Here is a 12,737-nt window from a genome sequence, read left to right as displayed (position 1 = left end):
ATTACAATCTATTTTATTGCGCTTCAGTTATTTAGCAGCCACCTCAAAAGTAGCCAGTAAATTAACATTAGGGTCGATAGTTATTGTCTGCGGCTTAGCTTTTACCGGGATCTGTGCTGTAGCGGTTTTGCCTTTAACATTCACAGTGTATAATTGCCCGTCGATATCAACCTCTAACGGGAAATCATAAACATAGCTTTGTTTTTGATCTATGTTGATATTAACCGCGCCTTTAGCCTCATCAAATTGCCAGGAGATAGCCAGATCCGGATGCCCGGCAGTTTTTAGCCATTGTTTAAAAAATGGCTTCAGGTTTTGACCGCTGGTTTGTTCCATCACCAGGCGCAAATCATCTGTATTGGCGTTACGGCCATTGTATCTGTTGTAGTAACTGCTTACACCTTTCCAAAAAATGGCATCGCCAAGTTTGCGTCTTAGCATATGTAAAGCCCATCCGCCTTTTTGGTAACTGTTACCATTAAGCAATTGCATAAAATCGCCTTTAACAGTGGTATCAACCACAGGTGTAAAGCGCGACTTTTCAAAATTGAGTACCAATTTTCTATCGGCAATTAAACGCTTCTTAAGCGTATCGGCTCCATATTTATTTTCGAGGTACAGGTTGGTCATATAAGTAGCAAAGCCCTCGCTTAGCCATATGTGTTCAAAGTTTTTTTCACTTGCACCATCGCCAAACCATTGGTGGGCAATTTCATGCGCCATCAATTCCTCTATCCCTTTAGTGGTTACCGATTCCTCGAAGTAAAAGATAGCGCTGGCATTCTCCATACCACCAAAAATGGTTTTTGATTGCACGTTGGCCAGCTTTTCATAACTGTACGGACCAACCATTTTAATAAAATATGGCAAAATCTCTTTCGCTATAGCATAGTTTTTAAACCCATCCTCTTTGTTTTCGGGAAACACATAAGTATAAATAGGGATGCCGGCAACATCACCCACATTATTTACAGCAAAATCGGCTACGCCAATAACCATTACTTTGGTTGGCAGGGCAACATTTTCCTGCCAGTGTGTAAGTTTTAAACGGTTGGGTAAAGATTGCTCTTCCAGTTTTAAACCATTTGATACTACCTGGTAATGATCGGGCGCGGTTACAATAAAATCAACGGTTGCTTTATCGGCGGGCAAATCAACACAAGGAATCCAGTTATGCGCCCGGTTTGGCCAGTTATCGCCAAAAAAAGTACGATGTCCAAATTTATTGGTAGATATGATCAATCCGTCGGCCGGGATGCCTTCATAAGTAATTACATAGGTATGGCGGCTTGGCGCCTTTATGGTGGTGTATATTTTAATCGCGTCGCTATCCTGATCAAATTTTAGGTTTTTACCATTTTCGGTAACGGCCGATACCGTCATGCCCAGTCCTTTATTATTTTTTTTAACCAGGTTTAAAGCAAATGAAGATGCATCCTTCAGGTATTTTATAGCTACCGTAGCCTCGCCTTTAATATTGTTATTACTATCATTAAGTTGCAGCGAGAAGGTATAGTGCTGCACATCGATGGCCGAACCAGGTACCTGGGCTTTGGCGGTTACAGCTGCAAACAGCAATGAAACACCTAAGAGTGTCTTAAAAGAAGTATAAAAACGCATAACAGTCAGTTTAAATGCGAAGTTTATAAAAAATAGGGGTATTTAACGAATATGTTAATGTTTTTACAACAGAAGTAAAATTATTATATTAAAATATAAATACCGGTTACCGGGGTAAAAGTGCAACAGCTAAAAAATAAATTTATCAGCCTGGTAGCTGATGCTGTTTTTTTGATCCGCCTTTTTGCCTCTGATTTTCATTATTTTACTTGCGCTAAAACCCCATAACCTCATCCTTTTTCCCTCAAACTTTAACAAATTTCTTCACCGTTTCGGTAACGTGTGCTAAATGGTGTTTGCTGTGCCATGAGTATAGGGCCAGGCCTTTTTTGAGCGATACCGTCTCGCCCGATGCGGGGTGTATAAAGCTGCGCGCCCATTCATTTTCGGTAAAGCTTTCAAACAGCGCTACCATATGAATGTGGATGCCTTCTAACATTTTTAAAGATGACTCAACCGGTAAACGATAATCTGGCAGCAAGGCCCAATCGGCTTCCTCATATGGTTTTATGATGGGGTTATTCTCGGTAAGGGCCAGCTTAAAACGGGTAATGGAGTTCATGTGGCTATCTGCCAAATGGTGAATCACCTGCCTTAGCGTCCACCCTCCTGTACGGTACGGTGTATCCAGTTCCTGGTAGTTTAAACCGGTGATGGCGCTTCTTAACTTGCCCGGCAGGGTGCGCAAATCATCTATCCAAATCAGGATATCTTCATCGGTATAGGATGCCGGTGGCGCAAATTTCCCTATCGGGTATTTCATTTGTTCGTCTGTCATAAGCATATAAAAAAATTAAATTAGGGATAATTTTATTGTACCACAAGCTTTAACTTAAATTAGCGTTCTGTACGTGTTATACAAACCGATGATAAAAAAGCTATTTTTAGTACTGCTGCTGTTCAACTTTTCATTAACCTATGCCCAAACCATAAAAACCGATATTCTGGTAATAGGCGGCGGCCCCAGCGGAACCGCGGCTGCCATACAGGGCGCACGCAGCAAATTAAAAACGCTATTGGTTGAACCGGGCTCGCAACTATGCCCCGGTATGACTTCTCAGGCAATGATTACCGTAACGCCGGGCAAGGAATTATCATCTGGCACCTGGGGCGAGTTTCGCAGGCGTGTAAGGGAGTTTTATAAAAGCACAGCAGACTACGATACTACCTATAATGCTCCTTTAAAATTTGAACCCTATACCGGCGCTGCCATCATCAAAAAAATAGCCGATACGGTAAAAAACCTCACACTTAAACTAAACGCCCCCGTCAGTAATATCAAAAAAGATGATGACGGCTGGACAGCTACCATTACCAAGGATGGCAAAAACCAACTGGTAAAAGCTAAAGTATTAATTGACGCCACGCCTAACGCTGTGGCGACCGAAAAATTCAGTAAAGATTTTAAGCCGTTTAATTTTCTTGCCGATAATCATCAATCAGAAGCTTACCGTACAAGTATAGCTACGGGCGTTGGTTTTCAGGGGCAGTTAAGTGATACCATATCGCCTAAAAACAACTATCCGCAATGGCCTTCGTACTGTATTCCGCTTAATGCTGTAGTAGCTAAAGGCACAACCAACTTGCTAATAACCGCTAAACTTTTGCCCGAAGATGATATACAATACCTGGCTAACCAGCTTACTTTAGGGCAGGGTGTAGGCGCTACCGCCGCCTTCGTCGCTTTTTTTAAAACCAATACAACAAAATTAAACGTACGGTTGATACAAGGAGAGCTGCTCGATTTTAAAGGCTACCTAATGCCTTTTACAGATGTAAAATCAAATGACAGGTATTTTAGGGCGATACAGCAGGTGGGAGCAACCGGCTTATTAAAAGGAGTGCAGGATGCGGCGAGTAAACAAGTATTTTTTATGCCTGATTCTACAGTTAACACAGCCGAAATTGAACCGGTATTGAACGATATTTATACCCGCACCTTTTTATGGTTTAACCGCGAAAAACCAGCGGCCAAATTCACCATAGGTAACACCTTATCATTAATCAGCGAGATTACCCTGGCCGAGCCAAAATCGTTACAGATAGATATGGCCAAAGCCTGGAAAACCCAATACAAGTTTACCAGCGATTTTGATTTGAAACGTGCCATCACCCGCCGGGAGTTTGCGATATTGATCAACAAGTTTTTGAACCCTTTTAGCAGAACGGTTGATTTAGGGGGAAGGCTGATCAATTAGAGCGGGAAAATCCACCGTTTTTTAGAGGGCGAGGCAAAGCGACGAAAGACTTACAAAGTTTTAAAAACTTCGTAAGTCTGGGATATTATAGATAGGTGTAGGGCCTGAAGGTCTACTTCGCGTTCAATAAATAACCTTTAAAATCTTCAAAATCCTTACTGATGGCAATAGCCAGTTTGGTTTTTGATTCCAGTTCTTTTACCTGGGCTGGCACATCAATTTTGGCGGTTATCTCAGCACTGAAAACATCCGGGAATTTGCAGGGATGGGCGGTTGATAAGAAAACGCCGGCGGTATCAACAGCAGGATGATCTTGCTGATAATCGGTTAAGGCCTGCCATGCGATGGCGGTATGCGGGCAAACCACATAGCCATAAGTATCAAATACCCAGTTGATGGCTTTTACAGTTTCCTCATCATTGTATTTAAAACCAATTACTAAATTTTTCAATTCTTCCATATCTGCCTTAAACATATCGGCAATACGTACCCAGTTACTTGGATTGCCTACATCCATGGCATTTGATAAAGTTGCTACCGATGGCTTAGGTTGATAAACACCGGTTTTTAAAAACTCGGGCACAGTATCATTGGCATTGGTAGCCGCTATAAATTTCTCAACCGGTAAGCCCATTTTCCAGGCCAATAAGCCGGCACCTATGTTGCCAAAGTTACCGCTGGGTACGGAGAAGACTACTTTTTTAAGACCCTGCCTCAATAACTGGGCGTAGGCATTAAAGTAATAAAATGTTTGTGGCACCAAACGGGCTATGTTGATAGAGTTTGCCGATGTAAGACGATACTGATCGTTTAGCTCAGGATCAGTAAAAGCTTGTTTAACCAATGCCTGGCAATCATCAAATGTGCCATCAACCTCCAGCGCACGGATGTTTTGGCCGTTGGTGGTTAATTGCTGCTCCTGTACGCCACTTACTTTACCTTTAGGATATAATATAGTAACGCGGGTGTTAGGCACGCCCAAAAAGCCTAAAGCAACCGCGCCGCCGGTATCGCCGCTGGTAGCAACCAATACATCCAACTGTTTTTCGCCTTCCTCTAAAAAGTAGCTCATTACCCGGCTCATGAAACGGGCACCAAAGTCCTTAAATGCAAGCGATGGTCCGTGGAAAAGTTCCAGCACGTGTACGTTATCATCCAGCTTTACAACCGGAGCGTCGAAGTTGATGGCGTCGTCGATCAAGGCTTTCAAATCATCAACAGGCATGGCATCGCCCAAAAGGGTTTTAGCCACTTCAAAAGCAATCTCGGGCAAGGTATACTTATCCAGGTTGTTGATAAAATCATCACTTAAACGCGGAATGCTGATGGGCATATATAAACCCTTATCCTGCGGCATGCTGTTAAAAACCGCGTCTTTAAAAGATACTTCTGATAAGGTATTGTTGGTGCTGTAGAGTTTCATTTTTTGATTTCGGATTTCGGAATTTCGATTTCGGATTTATTTTTTCCGTCATTGCGAGGTACGAAGCAATCCCCGATGAGCAGATCAACCATGCAAGTTTCTCTGTATAGTTTGGGATTGCTTCGTACCTCGCAATGACGCGTGGATTTTTGACTTTTGAATTTTTAATTTTGACTTTACAGAACTCTTGGTCCCGCGTCATTTATAGTTGATACGTAACCATTGGAACCTATCTTTAAGCCGGTTAAGTGTTGTTGCAATTTTTGAGTGATGCGGTTGGCGGTTTCCTCATCTTTAGTAAACGCAAAAACAGACGGACCAGAGCCGGAAATGCCGAAGCTTACCGCGCCTAATTCCATTGCCATTTCGCGCATTTTGTAAAAATCAGGGATCAGCATGGAGCGTACAGGCTCAACCAGTACATCTTTCATACTGCGGCCAATCAGGTCAATATCATTCATAAACAAACCGCTTACCAGGCCAGCAATATTACCCCACTGGGTTACGGCATCCTTCATCTGGATGTTTTTGCGGATGATCTGACGTGCCTCCCTGGTTGGTACATCAACATCGGGAAATACGATAGCGCACCATAAGCCCGCCGGATGTGGCAAACGTACCACATCTAAAGGCTCGTAACTACGGATGAGCACAAAACCACCTAACAAGGCAGGTGCTACGTTATCAGCATGACCGTGACCGCAAGCCATTTCTTCGCCTTTCATGGCAAAAGGCAACAATTTAGCTGCGTCGCTTTCATCGCCCAAAAGGGTTTTGATGGCAAACAAACCTGCAACCGTACTGGCCGAACTTGACCCCAGCCCGCTGCCAATCGGCATTTTTTTGTGCAGCTCAATATCCAAACCAATATCGATACGCCCTACGCTTTGCAAATAATGCTGAACGCTCACGCTCACTGTATTTTTAGCTGGGTCCATTGGCAAGCGGCCATCATCGCCGGTAATTTTGCTGATGGTGATGCCCGGTTTATCGGTAACACGCATAATTACCTCGTCGCCCGGCGCGTTAACCGCGAAACCCAGCACGTCGAACCCGCATACCACATTGGCTACAGTAGCCGGGGCAAAAACATGTATTTCTTTTTCCATTTGTTTGGTTCGGAGCCGAAAATTCGGTTCCGTAAGTTATAGTCCTTATATAAACCCTTCTTTAACAGAAGGGCATGTTATCAATTAATTAGCACCTAAGTTTATAAGGTCTGCAAACACACCTGCTGCAGTAACCTCGGCACCGGCACCAGGGCCTTTTACTACCAATGGGCGTTCTTTGTACCTGTCGGTGGTGAAAGATATAATGTTATCACTGCCTGATAACATGTAGAACGGATGGTTTTCATCAACCATTTGCAGGGTGATGGTTACTTTACCATCTTCTAATTTGCCTATGTAACGGAGTACTTTACCGTCTTTTTCAGCCTGGTCTTTCAGTTTGGCAAAATGGGCGTCTTCGGTTTTAAGGGTGGCGTAAAAATCTTCAACAGATTTTGCTTCCAGGCTGGCTTGGGGCAGTACGCTTTGTATTTCTACGTCGGCTTCTTCCATAGCGTAACCTGCATCGCGGGCAAGGATGAGCATTTTGCGCATAAAATCCTTACCGCTCAAATCATCACGCGGATCTGGTTCGGTGTAGCCTTTTTCCTGGGCCTCTTTTACCACATCGTGAAAATTGGCATCACCTTTAAAATTATTGAAGATAAAAGATATAGTGCCCGATAGAATAGCCTCAATGCGCTGCACCCTATCGCCACTGTTCATCAGGTTTTTTAAGGTGTTGATGATCGGCAAGCCAGCACCTACGTTGGTTTCGTAAAAGAAATCAACTCCGTGGCGACGGGCGGTATCTTTAAAAGTACGGTACTGTTTGTAACTGCCCGAGTTGCCTATTTTATTACAGGTGATAACCGAGATATTGGCTTTAAACACATCCTCATAAAACTCAATAGGTTTTGGGCTGGCAGTGTTGTCAATAAATACGCAGTTAGGCAAGTTCATGTCTTTCATTTTGGCGATGAACTCTTTTAAATCGGCAGTATATGGTGAGGCTTCGATATCTTCCTGCCAGGTATCTAAAGAAATGCCATCGCTGTTAAAAGTCATTTTGCGGGTATTGCTGATACCGGCAACTTTCACCTGGATGCCGTTATGCTCTTTCAAGTAGTCGCTATGGGCGTTAAGCTGGGCAAACAGGGTTTTGCCAATGTTACCGGTGCCTAAGCAAAACGCATGCAATGTTTTGGTAAGCTGAACAAAGAAGGCATCATGCACGGCGTTCAATGCTTTTGAAAGATCCTGTGCCGAAATGATCACCGAGATATTATATTCCGACGATCCCTGCGCGATAGCCCTTACGTTTACACCGTTACGACCTAAAGCATGGAATAACTTGCCCGACATGCCCGGCGTTTGTTTCATATTTTCGCCAACTACAGCTAATATGGCCAGGTTTTTCTCGATGGTGAGGTGCTCTAACTTTTTGGCTAAAAGTTCCAGCTCAAACTCCTGCTCAATAACCTGTTTGGCACGCTCGGTATCTTGTGGAGATACAGCGAAAGTAATGCTATGCTCTGATGATGATTGCGTAATCAGGATGATGTTGATTTGCTCCCTGGCCAGCAGCGAGAACAACCTGCCGCTAAAGCCGGATTTACCAACCATGCCGCTACCCTCTAAATTAAGGATGCTGATATTGTTGATTGACGAGATCCCTTTGATAGGCAATGTTGAAGCTTTACAATCATGACGGATCACGGTTCCTTCAAACTCCGGCTCGAAGGTGTTTTTGATTACGATAGGGATTTTCTTTAAAAATGCCGGGATCATGGTTGGCGGATAGATCACCTTGGCCCCAAAGTACGATAGCTCCATCGCCTCGGTATAAGTAAGCTCGGTTAACGAGAATGCTTTTTTTACCATCCGTGGGTCGGCAGTCATCATACCATTAACATCCGTCCATATCTGAACTTCTTTGGCGTTAAGCGCTGCACCAAATATGGCCGCTGTATAATCCGATCCTCCACGACCTAAAGTAGTGGTTTGGCCGGCATCGTTACCTGCAATAAAGCCGGTAACAAATAATATTTTGTCTTTATTCTCTTGCTGTAAAGTTTTAATCAGTAACTCGGTAAGCTCGGTGTTTACCTTGGCGTTGCCAAAAGCGCTGTCGGTTTTAATAACGTCTGCAGCATCAACGTATAATACTTCTTTAAAATGCTGGGCGGCAATTTTGCTTACCATAATGGTTGAGCAGCGTTCACCAAAGCTCAGTACCTGGTCGCGGGTTTTGGGGGTAAGTTCGCGCAGGGTTAGCACGCCTTGCAACAATTCCTCTAACTGGTTAAAATGGATTTTTAAACGGGTAAAAGCCGGATTTTGGTTTTGCACATCAAGCAGGGTTTTTACCACATCAAAGTGGCGTTTTTCCAGCTCGGCCAGTTGGGCAGTAAATTCTTTACCATTGGCAGCATCTTCGGCCATGGAAGCCAGCAGATTGGTTACCCCGCCCATTGCCGATAATACAACTACCGGTTTGGCGGTTTCATTTTTTACTTCGTCTTTTAATATGGTTAAAAGCGTTTGGATACTTGCGGCGGAACCTACGGATGTGCCGCCGAATTTTAAAACTTTCATTGTTTGTTTTTAAGCAATATAAATAATAAAAAAGCCTTCCCCGTTGTGGAGGAAGGCTTTCATTTGGTTTCTTTTTATGTTTTTACACCATACGATTATCTTCCTCCAGGGTTTATACCGGTGGTAATAATTGTGGTAATAATGGTGTTGTTAGTTGTCATACTTATAATGTCGACAAAGTAAATAGATTATTTTTTAATAAACAAGCTTTATTTTACCTTTTTTGAAAACGGTCTGCTGAGTAAGATTCGTCAAAGTCTATTGATATTCCTTAAAACCCTTTCTTTCGGCTAATCCCCGGTCGGCGGTTTTTTTTGTTGTCGGCAGCATCCCATGTACCTTCGGCACCGTAGCTACGGGCCATTTTGGCAATGCGTTCTTCCATAGTTTCGGTGGTAAGTTTTTCACGACCAAGGCTATCTACCATTATCGGGAAAGCAAAAGGTGTTGGCCGTTCAATATTTTTAAGAATGATGGTTTGCGTTTGGATGCGTTGCAAAGCCGACCTTAACCTAAATTCCTCTAACTGGAAAGCCAGCGCTTCGTTATAGGCCTGGCGTACCAGCAGGTTATCCGGCTCATACTCGGTAAATACTTCAAACAGCAACGAAGTTGAGGCTTGCAGGTGTTTGTTTTTTACCTGCGCGCCGGGGTAGCCGGTAAATACCAACCCCCCAATGTGGGCGATATCCCTGAAACGCCTGCGGGCCATTTCGTTGGCGTTTAAACTGTGCTGGATATCATCAATCAGGTTATCTAACGAAAAGAAACCGGTATTCTCCAAAACATCTTCTATCGGTACGTCTTCATCCGTAAGCAGTTCAAAACCATAATCGTTCATGGCGATAGAAAAACTGGCATTCCTGATCTTACTGATACGGAAAGCCAATAAAGATGCCATCCCCTCGTGCACCAACCTCCCCTCAAAAGGGTAAAATAACAAATGATGCCCCTGTTTGGATTTAAACGACTCAATTAAAAACTCGTGGCTCTGTGGCAAATGGGATAACTCCTGCTGTAATTTAAACAAAGGTTTAAGCGCTATAACTTCGATATCTTTTTCAATACCGTGTGCTACCTCGTCCAGCTTATCCCTAAATACAGCGGCCAGTTGTGATGATAAAGGCATCCGCCCGCCATTCCAACTGGGGATTAAGCCCTTGGTTGAATTTGATTTTTTTACAAAAGCCGTCATCTCTTTTACCCTGATAAATTCGAGGCTGCGGCCGGCAAACCAAAATGTATTGCCCGGTTTTAGTTTGGATACAAAGGATTCTTCGATAGTGCCCAGGCTGCCGCCGCTAAGCCATTTTACCCGGATGCTTAGTTCGCTGGTTATGGTGCCTATGCTAAGGCGGTGACGCATGGCCACCCGGCGGCTGTTTACTTTGTAAAGGCCATTCTCCACCTCTACCTTTAAAAACTCGTCATATTGTGCCAGCGTTTTGCCACCTGTGGTTATAAACTCCAGTAGTTCGCCAAACTCCTTTGAGGTAATATCGGCAAAGGCATAAGTGCCGCGTACTTCTTTAAACAATTCATCGGCCCTGAAACCGTCTGATACGGCCAGGGTAACCATGTACTGAATCAGCACATCCATAGTAAGTAGCATTGGGTCGCGGCTTTCAAAAATGCCGCGTTTTATGGCTTCCTTAAGGGCTGCACCTTCTAACAATTCTAATGAGTGAGTGGGTACAAAATATGCTCGGGATACCGCGCCCGGGTGATGGCCGCTGCGGCCGGCCCGCTGCATAAAACGGGCTACCCCCTTAGGGCTGCCCACCTGGATCACGCAATCAACCGGACGAAAATCTACCCCGAGATCGAGGCTTGACGTACAAACCACCAGTTTAAGTGCTTCAGCATGCAGTGCTTGTTCAACCCAGTTGCGCAGTTCGTTGTCCAAAGAGCCATGGTGCATGGCCATAATACCGGCATACTCTGGATAGTTATCCAATATAGCATGGTACCAGATTTCAGACTGAGAGCGGGTATTGGTAAATATCAGCGTGGTTTTGCTTTTTGCCACAATCTCCATCACTTTGGGTAGCAGTTTTAACCCGATATGCCCTGCCCAGGAGTAGTTTTCTACGTTATCGGGAATGATGGATTTGATCTCCAATTTTTTCTCCAGATTGGCCCTCACCATTTTAATATGCTCCGGGGGGAAATCATTACCCAACAAAACTTCCGCCGCCTGCTCCAGGTTACCAATGGTTGCGCTGATGCCCCAGATTTTCAGTTGGCAGTTTTCAGTTTCTGATCGGGTATTACCTTTTTTGTTTATTTGCTTTACATCTGTTGGTAACATCGCTTTATCAGATATATGCTGCCCACTGCCATCTGCCAACCGCCCACTGCCTACTGCTAACTGGGAACTGCCCACTGCCGCAAGTGCCTTTAACCGCGATAGTCCCAACTCTACCTGTACGCCCCGCTTGGTTCCTAACAACTCGTGCCATTCGTCAATTACCACTACCTGCAGGTTGTTGAATAGTTTGGGATATTCTTTTTGGGCCAGCATCAGGTGCAGGCTTTCGGGGGTGGTAAGGAGTACTTCGGGCAGTTTTCTTTTGAGGGCGGCTTTTTCGGCGGCAGATGTATCGCCGGTGCGAGTGGCTATGCGCCAGGGTAGGCCCATTTCGTCACAGGCCTCCTGCATGGCTTTGCGGATATCGTTGGTAAGGGCGCGTAGCGGAGTTATCCACAACATTAACAGTCCGTTGTTTTGTTGGGTGGTATAAGTATCTGGGTGTTGGTTAATAAAACCGGCTAAAAAAGGCAAAAACAAGGCATAGGTTTTTCCGCTGCCTGTAGGCGCGTTAAGCAGACCCGAGTATCCGGCCAGGTAAGTATTTTCCATCTCTTTTTGAAACGGAAACTGCTGCCAGTTTTTTTGCCTGTACCATTGTTGTATTACCTGTGGCCCTTTATCTGTCATGCCTCAATAACAAAAAGAATTACGTTTAGTTAGCCACATGTTATATTACCGGACCAACAAAATGGGGATAATTACTGTTAGCTAATGTATGATAAAGAATAGTGTTTTAATATTATTGATCGCGGGCTTATTTGCCTGTAATTCATCAACCTCAAAAGAAACCACGGCCGATACCTCATTACCCGCGAGCGCTGTTGTGCGGGATTCGGAAGCCAATAAGCTCATCGCCCCGGATACTGCAACCACCAAACCGGTACCCGCCAATCAGTTGATTACCCCTGGCAAAGGTATTGGTCATATTATGATTGATGACGATGTGCAAAATAGTATTAAAATATTGGGCAAGCCCGATAGCTCAGACGCGGCCATGGGTAGTTCGCTGATGGTTTGGTTTGCCAGGCACGATGCCAGCGGTTATCGTACCAGTATCTTTGCCCGCCATAATATGGGTGGTAAAGATGAAGCCATCAGCCATATTCAAAAAATACTGGTAACATCGCCATGGTTTAAAACTGCCGACGGTGTTGGCGTAGGTTCAACATTGGATGCGATAAAGAAGACTTATACTTTAAAGTCTACGTCGAGCTATAATAGTAAAGCCGGCGAAGTTGAGGTGTATACCGATTTGGATAAAGGTATCTCATTTGAGATAAGCGCCGCAAGTGGTAAATGCGTAGGCGTGGTAGTACATAAAGCGCATGATACGGCAGTAACGTATATCAATATGCACTAAGAAGCTATTTAAAAATNAGACGACTCACCCCGACGAGGCTACGCCCGTCTCCCCCTCTCTCCGACTGCGTCGCATAGAGGGGTAAGAAGTTTCTATTTTTCAACCCTCTTTGCGGCTTGCCGGAGAGAGGGTGGTCCAGCGAAGCGTAGACCGGGTGAGTCGTAGCCAGCATGTT

At 44.4% G+C, this 12,737-nt stretch carries 8 protein-coding genes; 2 read left to right on the top strand and 6 right to left on the bottom strand.

Annotation, left to right across the window (positions count from 1 at the left end; genetic code table 11):
- Positions 1 to 27 precede the first annotated feature (27 nt).
- Both QWZ17_RS13450 and QWZ17_RS13445 read right to left on the bottom strand, forming a co-directional pair.
- A complete protein-coding gene (locus QWZ17_RS13450; RefSeq protein ID WP_290305753.1) occupies positions 28 to 1,620 on the bottom strand; it encodes a M1 family metallopeptidase in 1,593 nt (530 codons plus the stop codon).
- Positions 1,621 to 1,864: 244 nt separating this feature from the next.
- Positions 1,865 to 2,398, bottom strand: a complete 534-nt coding sequence (locus tag QWZ17_RS13445) for a YfiT family bacillithiol transferase (protein ID WP_290305752.1) — start codon at positions 2,396 to 2,398, stop codon at positions 1,865 to 1,867.
- Between the two features lie 88 nt (positions 2,399 to 2,486).
- Here QWZ17_RS13445 and QWZ17_RS13440 point away from each other — a divergent pair, with 88 nt between their 5' ends.
- Positions 2,487 to 3,818 carry an FAD-dependent oxidoreductase gene (locus QWZ17_RS13440; protein WP_290305751.1) on the top strand — a complete coding sequence of 444 codons (1,332 nt, stop codon included), beginning with the start codon at positions 2,487 to 2,489 and terminating at the stop codon, positions 3,816 to 3,818.
- Between the two features lie 112 nt (positions 3,819 to 3,930).
- On the opposite strand, the gene thrC is transcribed toward QWZ17_RS13440, so the two are convergent.
- The 4 genes from thrC to QWZ17_RS13420 all read right to left on the bottom strand — a co-directional run bounded on the left by thrC (position 3,931) and on the right by QWZ17_RS13420 (position 11,829).
- On the bottom strand, positions 3,931 to 5,241 hold the full coding sequence (gene thrC / locus QWZ17_RS13435) for a threonine synthase (RefSeq protein ID WP_290305750.1): 1,311 nt from the start codon (positions 5,239 to 5,241) through the stop codon (positions 3,931 to 3,933).
- A 176-nt stretch (positions 5,242 to 5,417) separates the two neighbouring features.
- Positions 5,418 to 6,350, bottom strand: a complete 933-nt coding sequence (locus tag QWZ17_RS13430) for a homoserine kinase (protein WP_290305749.1) — start codon at positions 6,348 to 6,350, stop codon at positions 5,418 to 5,420.
- Between the two features lie 84 nt (positions 6,351 to 6,434).
- Positions 6,435 to 8,888: a bifunctional aspartate kinase/homoserine dehydrogenase I gene (thrA, locus tag QWZ17_RS13425; RefSeq protein WP_290305748.1), complete on the bottom strand. Its 2,454-nt coding sequence runs from the start codon at positions 8,886 to 8,888 to the stop codon at positions 6,435 to 6,437.
- A gap of 271 nt (positions 8,889 to 9,159) precedes the next feature.
- Positions 9,160 to 11,829, bottom strand: a complete 2,670-nt coding sequence (locus QWZ17_RS13420; protein WP_290305747.1) for a ligase-associated DNA damage response DEXH box helicase — start codon at positions 11,827 to 11,829, stop codon at positions 9,160 to 9,162.
- 88 nt (positions 11,830 to 11,917) lie between these two features.
- On the opposite strand from QWZ17_RS13420, the gene QWZ17_RS13415 reads away from it, so the two are divergent.
- The gene (locus QWZ17_RS13415) at positions 11,918 to 12,562 is read left to right on the top strand and encodes a hypothetical protein (protein WP_290305746.1); all 645 of its coding nucleotides are present in this window, start codon (positions 11,918 to 11,920) and stop codon (positions 12,560 to 12,562) included.
- The last annotated feature ends 175 nt before the right edge of the window (positions 12,563 to 12,737 follow it).

The organism is Mucilaginibacter flavus (assembly GCF_030409315.1).
GTDB lineage: Bacteria > Bacteroidota > Bacteroidia > Sphingobacteriales > Sphingobacteriaceae > Mucilaginibacter > Mucilaginibacter flavus.
Note: the sequence above shows the minus strand (reverse complement) of the source record. Positions and strands in the feature narration are given on the sequence as shown.